This is a genomic window from Methanobrevibacter sp. V74 (assembly GCF_963082495.1).
Taxonomy (GTDB): domain Archaea; phylum Methanobacteriota; class Methanobacteria; order Methanobacteriales; family Methanobacteriaceae; genus Methanocatella.
On the sequence record NZ_CAUJAN010000003.1, the window covers coordinates 251912 to 272795 of the forward strand.

Consider the following 20884-nt stretch of genomic DNA (forward strand, 5'->3'; position numbering starts at 1 on the left):
TTAGAATTCAATCTAACTCCTTAGAAGCTGTTTTAACAGCTCCAATTACAAGATCCAAATCTTCCTTTGTTAATGATGGATGTACTGGAAGTGAAATTACATTGTCTGCTGCAAGTTCTGCATTTGGACAATGCCCAGTATAACCTAATGCTTTGTAAATTGGCTGATTGTATAATGGAATTGGATAATGAATACCCGTTCCGACACCACAATCATTGATTATATCAACCCAATCATCACGGTCTCCTTTTTCAACCCTAATTGTGTATTGATGATATACATGTTTAGAATCATAAGCACAGTATGGAGTAACTATTCCATCAACATCTTTTAAACCTTCATTTAAATATGCCGCATTGGCAATTCTTTTATCATTAAAATCATCTATTTTTTCCAATTGTGCAAGACCTATCGCTGCGGAAATATCAGTCATTCTAAAATTGTATCCTATTGCATCATGATGATATCTAACACTAGCTCCGTGTGCCCTGTATATTCTTGCATTTTCTGCTAAATCTTCATCATCTGTTGTAATTATTCCGCCTTCGGAAGTGGTCATGTTTTTTGTTGGGTAAAAACTAAAGCAAGACATATCCCCCAGACTGCCTATTTTTTTACCGTTGCAAGTTGCTCCATGAGCTTGGGCAGCATCTTCAATAACAATTAATCCATATTTTTCAGCTATTTCATTAATTCTATCCATGTTTGCAGATTGACCATATAATTGAACTGGCAAAATAGCTTTAGTATTCTCTGTTATTGATTTTTCAATTTCATCAGGATTTATTGTATAATTTTTTAAATCAATATCGGCAAATACCGGTTTTGCCCCAGTATACACTATGGAATTACCACTTGCAATAAATGTAAATGGTGTTGTAATAACCTCATCGCCTTCTCCAATATCGCATGCTAGTAATGCAGTGTGTAAAGCAGCAGTTCCTGAGTTAACAGCAATTCCATACTCTGCACCTACCCAATCAGCAAATTTTTGCTCAAATTCTTCAACTTTTGGACCTTGAGCAATCATACCTGATTTTAAAACTTCAACTACATTTTCTATTTCTTCTTCTCCGATTATTGGTTTAGCAATAGGAACTCTAATATCTGACAATTTTATCACCAATAGATTTACTATACTAATGTTTAAATTTAATAATATTTAAAATATTACTTAATAAAAAAATTATGAGTGAGAAGTAATGGACGAATATAAAACAAGACGCATTGAAGAAGGATTTACCACAATTGAATTTCCAGAATTTGATAAAGTTTCATCAGCTGCACCAGTTTTTTATAATCCTCATATGGAATTAAATAGAGATTTATCTATCCTTGCACTCCAAGTATTTCAAAAAGAGCAACAAAGGGAAATAAATATATGTGATTTATTTGGAGGAAGCGGAATTAGAGGCATTAGATATAAAAATGAAATTGATGGCGTCGGCGAGGTTTCTATAAATGACATAAGTGAAACCGCAAATCATTATGAAAGGCATAACATCGAATTGAATAATTTAGAGGATGTTAAAATTTATCAGCACGATGCTAGCATGTTTTTAAGAATGAAACGCGGCGAATTCGATGTTATAGATATTGATCCTTTTGGAACTCCTTCTCCTTTTCTAGACTCAGCAGGGTACTGTGCCCGTAGAAATTCATTGTTATGTATCACCGCAACTGACACCTCTGCATTATGCGGAACATATGAAGAACCTTGCATTCGTAAATATAATTCAAAGCCTTACAAAAGTGAATATTGTCATGAAACTGGAATTAGAATCTTAGCAGGGTTTGTGGCTTTAACCCTTTCAAAATACGCCAAATTTATTGAAGTTAAAATGTCCCATAGTACCGAACATTATATGAGACTATACATTGAAGTTAAAAAAGGTTCTAAAAAAACTGATGAATCTCTTAAAAATATCGGATACATTGTCCATTGTAAACATTGCCTTTACAGACAAACCAGCAATGGATTGGCCAGCCCTATTGATGATGTTTGTCCAATTTGTGGTGAAAAATTAACTCAAGCAGGCCCATTATGGCTAGGGGACATTCAAAATCTAAAATTTATTCAAGAAATGATTGATGAAGTTGAAAATAAAAAGATCAATACTGAAAAAGAAACATTGAAATTATTAAATAAATGCATTGGTGAAGCCGGTGCTCCTGTGACTTTTTATGATGTGCACAAAATATGTAAAAATTTAAAAGTTAGCGCGCCCAAATTTGATTTGATTTTAGAAGAACTTGAAAAACATGGGTTTAAAGCTATAAAAACTCATTATAACCCATTAGGAATTAAAAGTGAATGTAGCATTGAAGATATAAAAAATATTTTAATTAAATTAAATAATATATAACAGTATTATAAAAATCAAATAGAAAAAGCTAAAAAAATAAACCTAAACTACATATTACTCAAATATTATAAAAACAAAAGATATAACCCCATTTATAATTAGATTTATTAAAAAATTAATTAAAAAAATAAATAAAATACAAAAACTTTTAAATATAATAAAAAAGTTAGTATTATAATATAGGTTAAAATTAACCAATCATTTTAAAAATAATATAAGGAGATATCGAATGGTGAAAACTAAAGATAATATTGTAAAACTTGACAAAACTGATGTTAACATATTAAAAATCATTAATGAAGATGTAAGAACTTCCTATAGACAAATATCTCGCAGTTTAGATGTTTCTGTAGGCACTGTCCACAATCGTATTGATAAAATGGTTAAATCTGGAGTAATTAAAAAGTTCTCACCAGTTATTGACCATGAGAAATTAGGTTTTGTTTTAACCACCATTATCGGAGTTAGAGTTAAAGGTGGAAAACTTAAAAACTGGGAAGAAAAAACTTTCTTTAATAAAAATGTGGTTGGAATTTATGATGTTACTGGAGAATATGATGCATTTTTAATTGCAAAATTCAGAAACACAAATGAATTAAATTCATTTATTAAGGAGTTATTAAAAGATCCGATTATAGAAAGAACCTACACTCAAACTGTTCTTGATGTAATCAAAGAAGATATGGGATCTTCCAATATTTTATAAATTCTTAAAAAATTAGTTAACTAATTTTACTTTTTTTATTATTTTTATTTTCAAATTTCTAAAAGAATACTACTTAAAATATATTACAATATTATATTAATTGTTACAATGCATATACCAAATCATGCAACTATATAAATAAAAAGAACTAAATTTATTAATACTTAATTAAGAAATGAGGTTATTAAATTGGCAGTTTGCTTACCCGATACTCAAGACGACACTCCTAACATACCTATAAAATTAACCAGAGTAGGTGTAACTGGAGTTAAAAAATTGTTACAACTAAAAAGAACAAATAAAAGACCTATAATTTTATTACCTACCTTTGATGCTTTTGTAGACTTACCAAGTAATCAAAAAGGAGTACATATGTCTAGAAACCCGGAAGCCATTAGTGAAGTTCTAGAAACTGTATCTAAAGACTCCTCAGTTGATGTTGAATCATTATGTGCAAAAATAGTAGGTAAAATGATGTCAAAACACGAATATGCAAAACGTGTTGAAATTTCAATGACAACCGATTTCATGTTCATGAAAGAATCACCAGTTACCAAAAATAAAACCCAGGAAATGGCTCAATTAAAAGCAAAAGCTGTAGGATATAGGGACAATAAAGGCAACATAGAGATTAGAAAAAGTGTTGGTGCCGAACTTATTGGAATGACCGTTTGTCCATGTGCACAAGAATCTGTGAAAGAATCAGACAAAAATAAATTATTAGAATTTTTAGATGAAGAAACTACTCAAAAAGTATTAGACACAGTTACTTTCGCTTCTCACAATCAAAGAGGAATAGGCACCTTATTAATTGAAGTTCCTGAAGATAAAACTGTTAAAGCAGAAGATTTAATTGAAATTATTGAAAATTCAATGAGTTCCCAAGTATGTGAATTACTTAAAAGACCTGACGAAAACGCAACTGTAATCAATGCACATAAAAAACCTGTTTTTGTTGAAGACTGTGTTAGAAACATGATGGAAAAAATTGTTAAAAAATATGATGACTTCCCAGATGATACATTAATTACTGCACGTCAAGAAAATCAAGAAAGTATTCACAGACATAATGCATTTGCAGAAAAGGTAACAACCCTTGGAGAACTAAAAGAAGAATTGAACATCTAAGGATTTGATTTAATGAAAAAAACTTATGAAATTGCAGGAGAAGTGATGGGATTTTTTGATTCATTTAAAGGATCAAGACCGGCAATTGATAATGAAAGGATATTGATTGTTAGAGGGAAATCTAGAAAAGTCATACCTCTTGATAAATTTGAATCAAAACTCAGTGAAATCGGTAAAATCATTGGTGGAACTGAATTAGATGCAAATTCAGAAGAAATATCGGAAATTCTTAAAGTTAGTGATAAAAACATTACTTCAAACGAGGCAACCACAAATGATATAGACAACAAGGGATTCATTAAAATGAAAGAGCAGTTTGAATCAATGGGCCTTGTTGTTGAATATAAAGTATTTGAACTTCCAAATTTTGATGTAGTCATTGCAATTTGGGAAGATAAAAATGAGATACCTCCGCTTTATGTGGAAGTAACTGTTTCCGAACGTGAAGACTAATGAAATCAAATTTAACTAAAGAAGATATTCTCCAAGTATTGACCGCAACAGACAGTGATATTATAAGATATATGGCTGAAACTGTGAAATATAGGGAGAATAATCTCATTACTTATTCTAAAAATATTTTTATACCATTAACTGAAATCTGCAGAAATGATTGCGGATATTGTAATTTTAAAAAGAATCCTGCTGATTCAAATGCCATTATCCTTAAAAGCAAAGAAGAAGTGTTGAAAAGTTTAAAAGAAGCTGAACAATATGGTTGTAAAGAGGCAATGTTTGCTTTTGGTGAAGATGCAGATGAAGAAGAAATTGTTAAAATCAAATTAACTGAATATGGCTATGAGAACATGGTTGATTATGTTGTTGACATCTGTCAAATGACTTTAGATGAAACAACATTACTCCCCCATACCAATGGCGGAAATTACAGTTATGAAGATTTGAAAAAGCTTAAAGATGTTAATGCTTCCATGGGTTTGATGCTTGAAAATGCATCTTCTAGATTATTGGAATTGCCTGCACATAATAAAAGTCCTGGAAAAAATCCGAAAATTAGATTAAAAACCATTGAAAATGCAGGAAAACTTAAAATTCCATATACCACAGGGATTTTAATTGGAATTGGAGAAACCGCTGAAGAAATAGCTGACTCTTTAATTGCAATTAGAGAGTTATATGACAAATATGGCCATATTCAAGAGGTCATTATTCAAAATTTCACACCGATATCAGGCATTGAAATGGAAAATTGGCCAGAACCAAGCTTTTTAGATATGATTAGAACTGTGATTGCAGGAACATTAGTATTTAGCAATACCAATGTCAGCATACAAGTTCCTCCCAATTTAAACAATTATACTGCACAAATCTTCCTATTATGCGGTGCTGATGATTGGGGAGGGATTTCACCTGTAAGTCCTGACTTTGTAAATATCACATCCCCATGGCCAGGAATTGATGAACTTCAAAACTTAACTGAAGATGCAGGATTTAAATTAACCGAAAGATTATGCGTTTATGAAAAATACATCAATTCCGAATGGTTAAACAATTTTATCTTGGAAAAGATCGTCAATATATCCGAGCATCAATAACCACATGTTCCACTCCAGGAGCATACTTTTTAATTTTGTTTATTTTTAATAACTCTACTTCCCGACCATTAGCCTTTGAAATTATCCTTTCAATCGGCCTTGTTTTAATTAATTTTTCAGGAACAGTTTCATGATAATGCAGGATTCCACCTTCATTCAAACTATCAATAGCCACTTTTAAGTAATGATGAGTTGTTTTTACATAACCCATGATAATTCGATCCGCCTTAAATTCTGGAGCAATATCCTTACAATCCCCAAGAACAGGAATTACATTATTTAGTTTATTTAACTTAATGTTTTCACATAAAAACTGATAGGAATTAGGGTTTATTTCAATTGCAATTACACTAGATGCATTTGCATGAACACCAATTGGAATAGTAAAGTATCCAATACCAGCAAACATGTCAATTACTTTTTCATTATCCTCCACTAATTTAGCAATTCTTAAACGTTCATTATTATTTCCTTTTGACCACATTACTTCTGACAAATCCAGTTTGAAAAGACATCCATTTTCTTTATTAATTGTTTCAGTGCTACTACCATAAAGAATTTGATGAACTGGTTCTCTTTTAGTTCCTTGAATATGATTAATCTTCATTATAGTTTTAACGTTATATTTTTTTGATAATTCATCAAAATTATTATCCGAATAATTATTATCCAAAATTAAGATATCTCCAATTTTTTTATACTTCATTAACTCCACCTAAAAAGAAAACTTTATATATTGAAATAACTAATATAGTATTGTTAGTTTATACTAATTATTGATTCTGATTTTAAATAAAATTAATTTAGAAAAATTAATTTATATTTTGTTATATTAACCTATGAGTAGTTGAAATAAAATATTTTAAATACTTATACGAGGTGTATTTAAATGGATGATAAAATACTGGAAGGTACAACAACCGTTGGAATTACTTGTAACGATGGGGTTGTATTTGCAAGTGAAAGAAGAGCTAGTATGGGAAACCTTGTAGCTCACAAAGTAGCAGAAAAAATATTTAAAATTGATGATCACATTGTAACAACCATAGCTGGTTCTGTTGGAGATGCACAAAGTTTAATGAAAGTTATTGAAGCAGAAGTATCATTATATCAAATGAGAAACAATGACACTATCAGTGTTAAAGCAGCTGCATCATTAACTGCAAATATCTTACGTTCAGGACCAATGTATGTTCAAACATTACTTGGTGGAATGGATGAGGAAGAACCATCTCTTTACTCACTTGACCCAGCAGGCGGTATGATTAAAGATGATTATATCTCAACTGGATCAGGTTCTATCGTAGCTTACGGAGTTCTTGAAGACAGATTTAGAGATGACTTAACAACTGATGAAGGAATAGAAATAGCCATAAGAGCTATTAGAGCTGCTGCTGAACGTGACACTTATTCTGGAAACGGATATCTAGTCGCTAAAGTGGATAAAAACGGCTTTGAAATGTTAGATAATGAAAAAATTAATGAAATTCTTGAAAAAATATAAGTAAACTAATTTTTCATAACTAACTATTTTTTATATAATAGTGTAGATAGTTTATGGAATTTAACTGATTATGACTTAAATGCTTCCATAAACTATTTTTCTACACAAACTTTTTTTTGAAGGGATTATATGACTTCAGATATTTTAGATGATATTAAAAAAGAGATTTTATCAAAACTACCCGATGAAATTCAGGTCTCGAAAGTGGAATTTGAAGGACCTGAAGTAGTAGTTTACACTAAGAATCCAGAAATTATTACTGAAAATGGTGATCTTATAAGATCACTTGCAAAAGAACTAAGAAAAAGAATTATTATTAGATCTGACAAAAGTGCTTTACTTGAACCAGAACCAACTATAAATAAAATTCATGAAATAGTTCCAGATGGAGCTGAAATTACTGATGTTTACTTTGATACAGTAACTGGTGAGGTTGTTATTACTGCTAAAAAACCAGGGCTTGTCATTGGAAAATACGGAGCTACTTCAAGAAATATCGTTAAAAATACTGGATGGGCACCTAAAATATTAAGAACCCCTCCAATTAGTTCAGACATTATTGGAAAAATTAGAACTATTAAAAAGAATAGCAGTAAAGAAAGAAAAAAATTATTACAAAAATTAGGACGTCAAATCCACCAAGGAAGTAAGTTCCCTAATGATTGGGCAAGAGTAACTTCCATGGGAGGATTTAAAGAAGTAGGACGTTCTTCAATGTTATTACAAACACCCAACAGTCGAGTTTTACTTGATTGTGGTGTTAATGTTGCCGCATCAGATAATAAAAATGCATTCCCCTATTTGAATGCTCCTGAATTTTCAATTGAAGAATTGGATGCGGTTATTATATCTCACGCTCACTTAGATCACTGTGGTTTTGTACCATATCTTTTCCATTATGGATATGATGGACCGGTTTACTGTACAACACCAACAAGAGACTTGACTACACTTTTACAATTTGATCACTTGGATATTGCCCACAGAGAAGGTAATCCACTTCCATTTACATCAAAACATGTAAAACAACAAATTAAAAATACAATTACCTTAGATTATGGTGAAGTAACCGACATTTCACCAGACATAAGATTAACATTGCATAATGCAGGACACATCTTAGGTTCAGCAATGTCCCATATGCACATTGGAGATGGAGCTCACAATTTAGTATATACTGGAGATTTCAAATATGAACCATCAAGATTACTTGAACCTGCAAATATCCGTTTCCCACGTGCTGAAACTGTCATTATGGAAAGTACATATGGTGGAAAAGAAGATGTGCAACCTTCCAGAAACAATGCTGAAAAAGAAATGATGAAAACCATCTACAAAACCCTTAAACGTGGCGGAAAAATATTAGTTCCAGTATTTGCTGTGGGAAGAGCACAGGAATTAATGGTCGTGCTTGAAGAGTACATGAGACATGGAATGATTGATGAAGTACCAATTTACATTGATGGAATGATTTGGGAAGCTACAGCAATCCATACTGCAAGACCAGAATACTTAAGCAAAGATTTAAGAGACCAAATTTTCCACATGGGAAGAAATCCATTTGTCTCAGACATGTTTGAAAAAGTTCAAAATCATAATCAAAGAAAAGAAATTGTTGAATCAAAACAGCCTGCGATTATCCTATCAACTTCAGGTATGTTAACTGGAGGAAACTCAGTAGAATACTTCAAGTGGTTATGTGAAGATGAAAAAAATTCAATAATCTTCGTAGGATACCAGTCTGAAGGATCAATGGGTAGAAGAGTTCAAAAAGGTTGGAAGGAAATTCCTCTTGAAGATGATGATGGAAGAACTAGGCAATTCTGTGTTAAAATGGAAGTTAAAACTATTAATGGATTCAGTGGTCACTCCAACAGAAGACAATTAATGGAATATGTTAAAAGACTCAATCCAAGACCTGAAAAAGTCATTACTTGTCATGGAGACCCCTATAAAGCAGTGGACTTGGCATCTTCAATCCATAGAAGTTATAAGATTGAAACTAAAACCCCAATTAATTTAGATTGTGTAAGAATTCATTAAAAATTATTAAATACTAAATAAAACAAAGTATTATTATTAACATTAATGTGTTGTAATAACATTGCAACATTTAATTTTATTTTTAAATTGGTGTAATCATGGTTACTTATTCAGAATCTGGTGTTGATATTGATTTGGAAGCAGTTACTGTTTCAAAATTAGCAGACAAACTTAAATCAACATTAGAATGCAGAGATATTATTACTGACAGTGGTCATTATGCAGCTTTAGTAAAATTAGGAGATAAAGCTATCGCTATGAGTACTGATGGTGTTGGAAGTAAAATTTTAATTGCTGAAATGATGAACAAATATGATACAGTAGGTATTGATTGTATTGCTATGGTTGTTAACGATATTTTATGTGTTGGAGCTGAACCTATAGCTTTAGTAGATTACCTTGCTGTTGAAAAACCAGACCCTGAAAGAGCCGCTGAAATCGCTGAAGGTTTAGTAACAGGCGCTAAGGAATCTAAAATCGCAATTATTGGTGGTGAAACAGCTTCACTTCCAGAAATAATCAAAGATTTCGACCTTGCAGGAACTGGTATCGGATTTGTTGATATCGATAAAATCATTACCGGTGAAAATATTGAACCAGGAAATGTTTTAATTGGCATTGAAAGTAATGGAATTCATTCTAATGGATATAGTCTTGCAAGAAAAGCATTATTTGATGATGCTAAATTTAGCATAGACGATGAAATGCCAAATGGCGAAACTACAATTGGTGAAGAATTAATAAGGCCAACTGAATTATATGTTAAACCTATTGTTGCATTATTTGAAAAAGAATATAATATTAATGGGCTTGCCCATATTACCGGAGGAGGTTTCACCAACCTTAGACGTTTGAAAAAAGGTGTGGGATATGAAATTACCAACCTTCCAGAAGTTCCGGAAATATTTAAACTTATTTATGAACAAAACGTGGACATCAAAGAAATGTACAAAGTTTTCAACATGGGTGTGGGTTTTGTTGTAATTAGTGATGAGACAGAAGCTGATAAAATTATGGAAACTTTAAGAGAACACTGTAAATGTCAAATTATCGGTAAAGTAACTGATGATGAAAAAATTACAGTTAAAGCTTTTGAGAAATCTGTTATTGAGTACTGAAGGTGTGTAAATGAAGATAATGAAAGATAATGAAATGGCTCTTGTAAAAGAAATATTAGCTAAGCTTGGAGCTAGCAAGGAAGATCAAGAATTAGTGGCAGAAGCGACATTGGATGCTGACTTAAAAGGATTTACATCACATGGACTTGGAAGATTTCCACAATATCTTACCAGCATTAAAGCAAACACAATTAACTTGAAAGACAATATTACTATTGAAAAAGAAACTCCTGCCATGGCATTAATTAATGGAAATTGTGGATTTGGACAAGCAGTATCTTATAAAGCAATGCAAATAGCTATTAAAAAAGCTAAAGAAGTAGGTATTGCTTGTGTTGGAGTTCACAATTCTAACCACTTTGGCGTTACTGGATTTTACTCCGATTTAGCATTACGTGAAAACTGTATTGGAATAGTTATTGCAAATACTGATCCTGCTATTGCACCATTAGGCGGTAAGGAAGCATTAATTGGAACCAATCCGATTGCATTAGGCATTCCATCTGATTCCTACATCACTGTAGATATGGCAACTTCAATTACTGCCCGTGGAAAAATAATTGAATCAAAAAGAAAAGGCCTTGATTTGCCTGATGGCTGGGCATTGGATAAAGATGGAAACCCAACAAATGACCCTGAAGCTGCACTTGAAGGATCTATCTTACCATTTGGCGGATTCAAAGGATATGCATTATCACTATTAATTGAAATTTTAACCGGCCCATTAGTACAGGCAGGTTACGGTCGTGGAGTTACAGGTACTGCTTCACCGGATAAAGACTGTACTAAAGGAGATTTATATATTGTAATTGATCCTTCTAAATTTGGTGACTTTGATGAATTTAAAGCAAACACCGAAGACTTTATATCACAAGTTAGAGAAACTGGGGAAAGTGTAGCTATTCCAGGAGATTTAGAAGTTAAAAGAATTGCTGAAGCTGAAGCTAATGGCGTTGCAATTGATGAAAATTTATACAATCAATTAAAAGGAATCTGTGACAAGTTAGATATTGACATAGATTCATATGTTGAAGAATAAGATTATTCTTCAAAAATTCTTTTTTAAAACAAATAAATACTTATTATGCACTTCATCTTAACTATTTTAAATCTTCAAAAATTCTTTTTTTAAAACAGTTAAATACTTGTTATACCCTTTATCTTAACTATTTTAAAACTAAAATTAAATTTAAAAATATTAAAAAAATGATGAAAAAAGCCAAAAGTATAAATGTAAAAAAATAATAATAATTTAGTATTGAAAATCGTAAACTTTTCAAATAATATGATTTTCATTAAAAGGAGGATAATAAATTTATGAAATTTAAAAACTCTTATCTGTTATTAATAGCGATGACAATCTTCCTATTAATAAGTATCGGATCTGTTTGTGCTAGTGAAAATGTCACTGCAGATAGCGACAGTCAACTAGCTAGTGCAGACGATAGTGTTGTCCTTGCCGATAATGGCAATGGATCCACGCAAGAAAAAATAAATACTGAAGTTGTTTGTGAAAATCAAGAATATAAAGACAACGAGAGTGTAGTGATTCCTGTAGAAGTAAAATATAATGAATCTAATACCTTGAATATTTCTGCAAGTAACTTAACTGTTCTTGAAAACGGAAAATCAATAAAATTCACATATAATAATACGACAGGAATAACCCTTATTGACAAATTAGCTATTGGAAATCATACTTTAGATATATGGTATTTAGGTAATGCTGTATATAACAATTCTACAAGTAAAATAATTCTTTCCATATTTGGAAATAATACTTTAATTATGCCTTCAGGCATCAATAGTGATGGAAATAGTGTAGATGTTCCAATTAACCTAACTGATGGAGTTCATGACAACACCCATCTTTTAAATGACTCAAATACTAAAGTTATCTTAAAATATAATGATATTAATGCCACAGTTCCAATTGATTGGAACGAGGTAGCAACAAATCATATAATCAGTATTAGCAACCTTGAAAATAAGATTCCTTCTACCTTAATCGTTAATTATACTGAAGGAAATAAAAGCATTATTAAAGAAGTTGCAATAAAATACACCACTTTAATTAATGCTTCAGATGTTGATGCTAATGAAAATGAAGTAATAAACATTAGTGTTGTTGTTTTAGATGTGAATAATGCTCCTATTAGCAACATTACTAAAAATAATTTTACAATAACTGGTGTGAAAAATTATAGTTATAATAGTACAACAAATATTTTAACAATTACTAAATTGACTAAAGGAATTTATCCCGTAACAATTATTTATACTGGTAATGAAAACTATAACGCATCTACAAAAACTATTAATATTAATGTTCGTGGCAGTGTTGTAATAAATACAAAAGATAAAACTGTTAAAGTCAACTCCACCAAAAATGGTACAATTGTGCTTAATATTACCAATGGTGTAGATATTTTTGAAATTAATAAAACCAATATTAATTTAACAATTACCTATAAAGACGGCAATTTAACAAAAACTGTCAACGCAACAATTTTAAGTGTTGAAAATGGAACTATCACATTTACATACGATGGAGACAATATTACTAGTGGAAACCTAACCATTATTTATAATAATGGAGACGTGAATGCAACTAAAAAAATTACTATGAAAAGAATCTACAATGTTAAAATTGAAATAATCAAAGCTGAAAACCAGTACTTATCCGGTAATTTCACTTTCAAATTAGTAGACCTTGACAATAGTACCATATCCCTTAAAGGAAAAAAATTAAGTTTAACCACAACTGGAAGGATTAAAGCCGGATTCAGTGCAACTATTGATGAAAACAATACTGCTTCCTTTAAAAATAGCAACTTATATGAGTTTGATCAAAATAATAACAATTTAGCTATGAATAGATTAAATGTTGGAAATCATACTGTTGAGTTAACTACATCCGACAGTTTAGTATCAACAAAAGTAACAACTAATTTAACTATTACTAAAGCTAAGGTTACCATAAAAATGGATAACTATAATGAGTATTATGGAAGTAATAAAAACTTAACCTTTACTGTAACTAATTCAGAAAGTGGAGAAGCAATGAACGGAATAATCCTCAAATTACACTTCCCTAAAATTAGTAAAAACTACTTCTATGTTTCAACTAATGTAAATGGAAAGGCACATATTTCTGTTAAAGGAGTTGTTGGAGGAACTTATAGTTTAACTGCATCTACAAATGACACTAAAAATGTTGTAAATGCTTCTATAAAATCCACCATGACCATTAAAAAGATTCCGGTTGTAATTAGTGGTAAAAATGTTAAAATTTACTATAACAGTGGCCCTACTTATACAATTAAAGTTACTAAAAACGGCAAAGGCATAAGTGGAGCTTACGTATTTGTTAGATTATACTCAACTTCTAAAAACTACACTGATTATCTTTTCAAAACTAATAGTAATGGTCAAATTTTATTTAGTGCATCTTTAGATGTTGGAAACCATAAAATTATTGTAACATCAGCAGATGCTAGATACCAAAGTAATCAAATTACTAAAACTATTACAGTTAAAAAAGCTAGTGCAAAAATCAAAGCACCAAAAGTAACAGATTACTATAAAGGTGGCAAATACTTTAACATTAAATTAAGTAACACTAAAAATAAAAAAGGAATCTATAATGCAAAGGTTAACATTAAAGTCTTTATTACTTCATCTAAATATTACAACTATAACGGTTACACCGGAGCCAATGGTAAAATTAAATTATCCCTTGATAATTTAAGACCGGGAACCTATTATGTTGTTATAAGTGGCGCTGATAACAAAAATTATAAAGCTAAAAAAATTATTTCCAAAATAGTAATTAAAAAGGCACCAACTAAATTAGTTGTTAAAAAAATAAGCGCTAAAAAGGGTAGTGAAAAATACTTTAAAGTAAAAGTTATCAATAAAAAGACTAAAAAAGTAATTTCCAAGGTTGCAGTTAAAGTTAAAGTTTATACTGGTAAAAAATATAAAACTTACACTCTAAAAACTAACGCAAAAGGAATTGCTAACCTTAATGTTGGAAAATTAAAAGTTGGTAAACATAAAGTTGTAGTTAATTCCGCTAACAAGTATTGTGTTGCCAAAACAGCAAAATCAACCATTAAAATCAAAAAATAAGAGAATTAAATTTCTCTTAAACTTTTTTTATTTTTTATATTTCGCATAAAAACCATCAGTATCCGCATATATTGCATAAAAACCATAATCTTCTGCTTTTTTTATTGATGATTTAATATATTGCCTTCCCCAAGAAGTAATAGCTTTTGCACAATCAAATGAATACCATCTAAATCTTGGAAACCCATAAATACCATACATAGTATTTGCCAATCTTTTAATAGCTTGTTGTTGTACATTTAACGCTTTTCTTTCAGTTTCATCATCAGATGCCTTCATTTCACGTTTAATACGGAATCTTTCTTGCAGGATTTTATCAATGACTGATGGAATAAATCCCTGTGGTGATTTTTTAAATTTAACTCCATGTTCGGGAGAAATATTATAATCTTCTTCGTTTTCAACTTCCCCTAAAGTCATAACATCGGGAGAAATGTTTTTTGAAATAATAATACTTGGATATAGGCTTCTAAAATCAAATTGAACAAGATTTTCATGCAAACCCTTTTCAGGTTCCCTTACATATCCACCTTCATTATCCTCAGCTGAAGCACGGTCTGCAAAGTTAGATCCTTGTTTGTTTGGAACCACCTCATCATCAAAATAAGCCTGTTTTACTAAAAACCATTCTGCCTGCTGACCGGTTGCCATACGAGATACATCAAATAAAGGTTGTCCAATAATACGAGTAAGTTCTAAATTAAGAGGTAATGTCTGTTCCGCTATTTTTAAAGTTGATACAACATCATCTAAAGAGTAATCAAATAGCGTGTCTAGTTTTTCACCACCATTGTCCCAGAACTCCCAAATACGGTCTCCTGGAACATCGATTTTCTCCACCCCAAATAACTCATAATAAACTCTTTCTAAAGTGTATCTATCAAGAGTCATGTACCTTCTCATTACAAGATATAAATCTACATGAATCAAACCTTTAAATGAAGCTGCATTTGCATATCCTCTTCTAATAAATTTAACTTCAGAATCATTCATTCCGATGTCCAAATCAACATTTAATATCTTTGCACGATCTTTTAAGTATGGAAAATCAAAATTATCTGAGTTATACCCCACAATAATATCAACATTATTCTCTTTAATTATTTTAACAAACTCTTCAATCATTTCCTTTTCAGAATTTTTTTGGTTTACAAAGTCCCCCCTAACTTTAGAGTTTGTTTTAGTGGATATTACCTGATTTATGCCAAAATTACTAGCCACACCAATCATGATGATTTCATCTTTGGCTGAATCAGGCATGCCGTGAGGGTTTCTAACTTCCAAATCAAAACTCAATATTCTGAAATTTTGAGGATAATCCGGCATACGTTCCAATTTTTCAGTCAATTTGATTATTTCAAAATCTTGTTTTGTAGAATCAAGGTCGAGGAAAGTATCAATTTTATCTCCAATTGCAATTACCTCTGTCATTGGTATTACATCTCTGTCCATAAGATATCTTCTATAAAATGGAATATCAAATTCTCTAATTTGGATTACATTATTCAAATCTCTTAAGGCATCCCTGTTTTTAGCTAATTCCTGAGGATGTTTGAATATAACTTTTACAAATTCAGATTCGACTTGAAAATCTTTTTTAACAACTTTCTCAACATTGACAACATCTAAATTTTCTTTAATTTCAGATATGCAATCTTCAATATTATCTGATACAACATACAAATATGGTTCAAACGTATCATCAATCAAAATTATGTTTTTATCCCCTTCTTTTGAAAATAATCGTATTACAGGTTTGCCTTCATAAGTAACATAATCAATATCTAAAATTACAACATTTCTCTGCATTTATTCATCCTCCATGAGATATTCATGCCTATAATTATCTAAAACGGCATATGTAATTCCTAAAACTAAAGGCCCGACAATGAATCCGACAATTCCATATACTAACGGACCTGATAAAAATCCAATAAGTAGAATTAATGGGTGAATATCAGCATAACGACTTGATAGAGCAGGTCTGATATACATATCTACGGTACTTAAGAAAAATCCGAACAATAAGACAGTTAGTGCTCTTGGATAATTTCCGCCAAGGATATCTGCAAAAAACAATCCCCAATAAATCGGCCATGGTCCAAAAACTGGAATGAGTTGTAAAATACCAGTAATCACTCCTAAAAATATCCCATATGGATAGCCGAGAATTGAATAACCAATAGCTCCAAATATTCCTATAATTACAGAAGTTAAAAAGTGTCCATAGAATATACTTCTTAAAACACCTTTAATAGCATCTACAGTTCTGTCGAAAAAGTGAATTGAATCTGCTGGAACAAAGGATCGGACGAATTTTAAGCATTTATCCCCATCACGAGCAAAGTAAAATACTGAACATACCAATATGAACAAATTCAATGTAATGTTCATTAAACTACTTAAGAAATTAACAAGATGATTTAAAATATAACTTCCAATTTCGTGTAATGAGGAGTTGATTGAGGCAGACATTGAATTAACATCAAATTCTAAAGGAATATATGAGGCAATAGAAGTTAAAGACGAATTAATATCTGAATATGAGTTAGATGCTAAAAATCCAGAGATTATGCCAGACAATTCCATAGAAATATATATGATTAACAGTATCAGCGGCATTAAAATAAGAACCATTGAAAGTAAAATTGAAACAGATTCAAATCTTATCTTCGATTGAATTTTACGAGCTACATGGCGCACCCCATAAGCAAGAATCATACCCAATACAATCATGTTTAAAACAGGAAATATAAATATCAGCGAAATAGTCAACAGAAATATTACCAAAAGTATTGGTGGAGTTAGGTTATCTTTAATATTTATTCCCATTTTATCAAATCCCAAATTAGTATTTTACACCAGAGGCGTCTCTTCTATATTTTCCAAATTCAGTGATTTGTTTTAGTTGATTTTGATTGAAAACCGGTCCTTCTACGCAAATTCTCCAACCTTCACTATCAACACAGCATTGGCCACAAACACCTAGTGCACATTTCATATATCTTTCAAGAGAATATTGCCCAGGTATGTTAGATGCTTCAAGAATATCAAATATCCCTTTCATCATGACCTCAGGCCCACAAACAAATGCAAAATCATAAGTTGCATCTTCAAGTAAATCACTAAGGCAATCAGTTGCAAATCCTTTAAATCCGAAACTTCCATCATCAGTACATGGATGAACATTAACTCCTAATTCAGCTAATGAATCAACGAATAATAATTCCTCTTTGGTTTGAGCAGCTGAAATTACATCAACATCATTATTTTGAGCCAAATTACGAACAATAGCATTGATTGGAGCCATTCCAACACCTCCCCCAATAGCTATTATTTTTTTTCCTATAAGTGAATTGTTAAAACCGCTACCGTAGCTGCCCCTAACACCTATTTTATCACCCACATCAAGGTCATGTAATTGGGATGTGAATTTTCCAATGTTTTTTACAGTTATAAACAGTTCATCATTATTAATTTGTGAGATAGACATTGGTTTTTCATTATTAAAATTCCAAATCATTAAGAATTCACCAGGATTTGGGCGGCCAAGTGTTTCAAAGTCCCAGTTAAATTTAAAAGTTTTAATTGTAGGAGTTTCAGTGATAATCTCGATTATTTCAACTATCTTTGGTTCATTAATCATGTGCAATCCCCACCATTTCATCAATAGAAGAGTAACCCCCATCTTCCATGAATTTCTCCAAACCAATATTTATTTTGCTAAATACATCTACACCTTCATCCATAATTGCAGTACCGATTTGAACTGCACTTGCACCTGCAAATATAAATTCTACAACATCTTCAAAAGTATATGCACCACCAACACCAATCAGCGGTATGTCAACTGATTCATAAACCGAATAAACATTTCTAATAGCTATAGGTTTTATTGCTTTGCCGCTCATTCCCCCAAATTTATTAGACAATACCGGTTTTGCAACATCAATATTGATTTTCATTCCAGGACCTAAGGTATTGATTAATGACAGGCAATCTGCACCTGCATCTTCACAAGTCTTTGCAATTTCTGTTATATCCGTTACATTAGGAGTTAATTTTGCAATGATTGGCACTTCAGCCACATCTTTTGCTGCTGCAACAATAGTATGAGACAAATCACAACTTTGACCAATAGAAGCTCCATAACCTTCCATTGCATGAGGACATGAAATATTTAACTCGATCATGTCAACAAGACCTTGAACTTCACATACAAGTTGGGAAAATTCATCAGGAGTTGCACCATAAATTGATGCAATCAAAACATTGCCTTCCCTTTCGATTTTGAGCAATTCCTCTTTAAAATTTTCAACTCCCGGATTTGAAAGTCCGATAGCATTTATTATTCCTCCTTCAACTGCAACAGTAGTAGGATTGACATAACCTGGATGAGGATTTAGGGAAAATGATTTAGATACTACTCCTCCAGCACCGGATTTTAAAATCCAATTCATTGATGAGGCATTACTGCCCATAATTCCTGCTGCCAACATCAACGGATTTTGAAATTCCACTCCACAAATATTTGTTTTTAACATACTATCAACTTTGTAATTAATTACTTAACTATTTTGTTAATCTATCAATGATTTCTTGATATTTCTCATTTTGTAACTTCAAACCAACAGCATTAGTTTTATTGGATTTAAATAATTCATCATTTGTTTTTGAAAGGTTATTGATTATTTTGTCTTGTTTTTCAACAATTAAGTCTTTTTGAGCCAGTAGGACTTCATAATGTTTAGAGATTTTTCTAAGTTGCATTTCAAACTCTTCGGAATTTGACTTGATTTGGGATTTATAATCATCAATTAAAGATCTGAGATATCTAACCTGTTCCTGTTTTTCTTCAATGTTAGCTTCCTTTTCCAGGATTTTTTCATTTAAATCATCAAGTTCTTTAAATCTTGCTTTATCATAGTCAATTTTTGAATCGAGTTTATCCTCCAAGTTTTTGTTCTCATATTTCAATTTAGTAGAATATAATTTTAATTTGTTGATTTCCTCATTTTTGCTTTCTAGCTCCATTGACATCTCATCAATTTCTGCATTTTGAAGTTCAATTTCATTTTTTAAATCTCTAAAACTTTCTTTTGACATAATTATAACCTAATTAATACTTTACAATTCATTATAAAAATACTTATTAAAAATAAAATGAATAAATTACCTTATGGAATGCTATATAACTTACTGTGTTAAAGGATATTTTGCTTTTAATAGCGAAAATGAATTGATTTCTGAGAAATTATTTCAAGAAGATGAAATAATTAATAAATTAGCTGAAATTAATGACAAACAAATTGTAACTGAGGAATTGGAGATTATTGACGAAGTCAGCGGCGATTATGATGGAATAATCATCGAGTCAAATAAAAGGTTATCTGATTATAACAATGATAAAGTTACTATTAAAACACCAAATCAGGCTGGAAATTATCTAAGAAGCAATTATGATAAATTTGGATTAAATAGTGATGATATAAGTAAGATTTACCGAAAATTTGCGATTTATAAAATTAAAAAAGAATCCGCAGGGGGAGACAAACATTTAATTCAAGCGGTTAACTCTATTGAAGAAATTGATGATGCCATCTCCAAGTTAACTGAAACAATAAGAGAATGGTATGCACTATACTTCCCTGAAATGGACGTTGTTAAAAATAATGAAACTTACATTAAATTAATTTCACAAAATAAAACAAAAGAAGAAATCATAAAAACAAAACCTGATGCATTCCCACAAGACATTATTGATTTAGAAGAGGATATTAATCCAATTGATTTGGATATAATGAACAATTATGCCAACTCCATTTTTGAACTTCAAAAATCAAGGAAAAATATTGAAAATTATATTGACAGCAAAATGGAGTCAATTGCACCGAATTTAAGATTGTTAGTTGGATCCACACTAGGTGCAAAGTTAATTTCACATGCAGGAGGGATAAAACGTCTTGCAATTTATCCATCAAGTACTGTTCAAATAATGGGTGCTGAAAAAGCATTATTCAGACACTTAAAGAGTGGTGACAATCCTCCAAAATATGGTTTAATCTATCAGCACCCCCAAGTTCGTGGAGCCAAATGGTGGAATCGTGGGAAAATCGCAAGAACACTTGCAGGCATGATATCCTTAGCTGTCAGACGTGATGTTTTCACTAAAACATTTGATGAAAATGCTGCAGAAGAATTTAAAAACAAAAGTGAACAAATAGAAAAAGATAATCCATTTCCAACTAAAACTACTAAAAAAAGAAAAGAAGAAAAGTCAAAATCTAAAAATATGAAGAGAAAAGGTAAAAAGAAAAGGAATAGGAGGTAGA

The 20884-nt window shown here is 31.1% G+C and carries 18 protein-coding genes; 11 read left to right on the plus strand and 7 right to left on the minus strand.

Annotated features, from left to right (window positions below; translation table 11 throughout):
- Window positions 1-7: 7 nt before the first annotated feature.
- Window positions 8-1114, minus strand: coding sequence for a DegT/DnrJ/EryC1/StrS family aminotransferase (locus Q9969_RS06250; protein ID WP_305555513.1), 1107 nt, complete (start codon window positions 1112-1114; stop codon window positions 8-10).
- Window positions 1115-1202: 88 nt separating this feature from the next.
- Between Q9969_RS06250 and Q9969_RS06255 the strand changes: the two genes are divergently transcribed.
- The 5 genes from Q9969_RS06255 to cofG all read left to right on the plus strand — a co-directional run bounded on the left by Q9969_RS06255 (window position 1203) and on the right by cofG (window position 5753).
- On the plus strand, window positions 1203-2366 hold the full coding sequence (locus Q9969_RS06255) for a tRNA (guanine(10)-N(2))-dimethyltransferase (protein ID WP_305514971.1): 1164 nt from the start codon (window positions 1203-1205) through the stop codon (window positions 2364-2366).
- A 229-nt stretch (window positions 2367-2595) separates the two neighbouring features.
- Window positions 2596-3072, plus strand: coding sequence for an Lrp/AsnC family transcriptional regulator (locus Q9969_RS06260; RefSeq protein ID WP_305514973.1), 477 nt, complete (start codon window positions 2596-2598; stop codon window positions 3070-3072).
- A 189-nt stretch (window positions 3073-3261) separates the two neighbouring features.
- Window positions 3262-4200, plus strand: a complete 939-nt coding sequence (mptA, locus tag Q9969_RS06265) for a GTP cyclohydrolase MptA (protein ID WP_305514976.1) — start codon at window positions 3262-3264, stop codon at window positions 4198-4200.
- Window positions 4201-4212: 12 nt separating this feature from the next.
- Complete coding sequence (locus tag Q9969_RS06270; RefSeq protein ID WP_305514978.1) at window positions 4213-4653, plus strand: DUF2120 family protein; 441 nt, start codon at window positions 4213-4215, stop codon at window positions 4651-4653.
- Window positions 4653-5753, plus strand: coding sequence for a 7,8-didemethyl-8-hydroxy-5-deazariboflavin synthase subunit CofG (gene cofG, locus Q9969_RS06275; RefSeq protein WP_305514980.1), 1101 nt, complete (start codon window positions 4653-4655; stop codon window positions 5751-5753). Before Q9969_RS06270 ends, cofG begins: the two co-directional genes overlap by 1 nt.
- Here cofG and Q9969_RS06280 read toward each other — a convergent pair.
- Window positions 5731-6459 (minus strand): class I SAM-dependent methyltransferase family protein, encoded by a 729-nt coding sequence (locus Q9969_RS06280; protein ID WP_305555516.1) that lies wholly within the window; start codon window positions 6457-6459, stop codon window positions 5731-5733. The two genes, cofG and Q9969_RS06280, sit on opposite strands and share 23 nt — an antisense overlap.
- 183 nt (window positions 6460-6642) lie before the next feature.
- On the opposite strand from Q9969_RS06280, the gene psmB reads away from it, so the two are divergent.
- From psmB to Q9969_RS06305, 5 genes are all read left to right on the plus strand, one after another.
- Complete coding sequence (gene psmB, locus Q9969_RS06285) at window positions 6643-7257, plus strand: archaeal proteasome endopeptidase complex subunit beta (RefSeq protein ID WP_305514984.1); 615 nt, start codon at window positions 6643-6645, stop codon at window positions 7255-7257.
- Between the two features lie 129 nt (window positions 7258-7386).
- A complete protein-coding gene (locus tag Q9969_RS06290) occupies window positions 7387-9300 on the plus strand; it encodes a beta-CASP ribonuclease aCPSF1 (protein ID WP_305514990.1) in 1914 nt (637 codons plus the stop codon).
- Between the two features lie 98 nt (window positions 9301-9398).
- The gene (gene purM / locus Q9969_RS06295; protein WP_305514992.1) at window positions 9399-10418 is read left to right on the plus strand and encodes a phosphoribosylformylglycinamidine cyclo-ligase; all 1020 of its coding nucleotides are present in this window, start codon (window positions 9399-9401) and stop codon (window positions 10416-10418) included.
- A gap of 10 nt (window positions 10419-10428) precedes the next feature.
- The gene (comC, locus tag Q9969_RS06300) at window positions 10429-11457 is read left to right on the plus strand and encodes an L-sulfolactate dehydrogenase (protein ID WP_305514994.1); all 1029 of its coding nucleotides are present in this window, start codon (window positions 10429-10431) and stop codon (window positions 11455-11457) included.
- A 278-nt stretch (window positions 11458-11735) separates the two neighbouring features.
- Window positions 11736-14552, plus strand: a complete 2817-nt coding sequence (locus Q9969_RS06305; RefSeq protein WP_305555519.1) for a hypothetical protein — start codon at window positions 11736-11738, stop codon at window positions 14550-14552.
- A gap of 27 nt (window positions 14553-14579) precedes the next feature.
- Here the strand turns inward: Q9969_RS06305 and Q9969_RS06310 are convergent, their stop codons facing one another.
- From Q9969_RS06310 to Q9969_RS06330, 5 genes are read right to left on the minus strand one after another with little or no spacing between them, the layout of a single operon-like run.
- Window positions 14580-16361 (minus strand): DNA-directed DNA polymerase, encoded by a 1782-nt coding sequence (locus tag Q9969_RS06310; RefSeq protein WP_305555522.1) that lies wholly within the window; start codon window positions 16359-16361, stop codon window positions 14580-14582.
- A complete protein-coding gene (locus Q9969_RS06315) occupies window positions 16362-17384 on the minus strand; it encodes an AI-2E family transporter (RefSeq protein WP_305555525.1) in 1023 nt (340 codons plus the stop codon).
- 16 nt (window positions 17385-17400) lie between these two features.
- On the minus strand, window positions 17401-18198 hold the full coding sequence (locus tag Q9969_RS06320) for a dihydroorotate dehydrogenase electron transfer subunit (protein ID WP_305555528.1): 798 nt from the start codon (window positions 18196-18198) through the stop codon (window positions 17401-17403).
- Window positions 18191-19096: a dihydroorotate dehydrogenase gene (locus Q9969_RS06325; RefSeq protein ID WP_305555531.1), complete on the minus strand. Its 906-nt coding sequence runs from the start codon at window positions 19094-19096 to the stop codon at window positions 18191-18193. Before Q9969_RS06325 ends, Q9969_RS06320 begins: the two co-directional genes overlap by 8 nt.
- 28 nt (window positions 19097-19124) lie before the next feature.
- A complete protein-coding gene (locus tag Q9969_RS06330) occupies window positions 19125-19658 on the minus strand; it encodes a glycosyl transferase (RefSeq protein WP_305555534.1) in 534 nt (177 codons plus the stop codon).
- Between the two features lie 73 nt (window positions 19659-19731).
- Here Q9969_RS06330 and Q9969_RS06335 point away from each other — a divergent pair, with 73 nt between their 5' ends.
- Window positions 19732-20883 carry an NOP5/NOP56 family protein gene (locus Q9969_RS06335; protein ID WP_305555537.1) on the plus strand — a complete coding sequence of 384 codons (1152 nt, stop codon included), beginning with the start codon at window positions 19732-19734 and terminating at the stop codon, window positions 20881-20883.
- Window position 20884 lies beyond the last annotated feature (1 nt).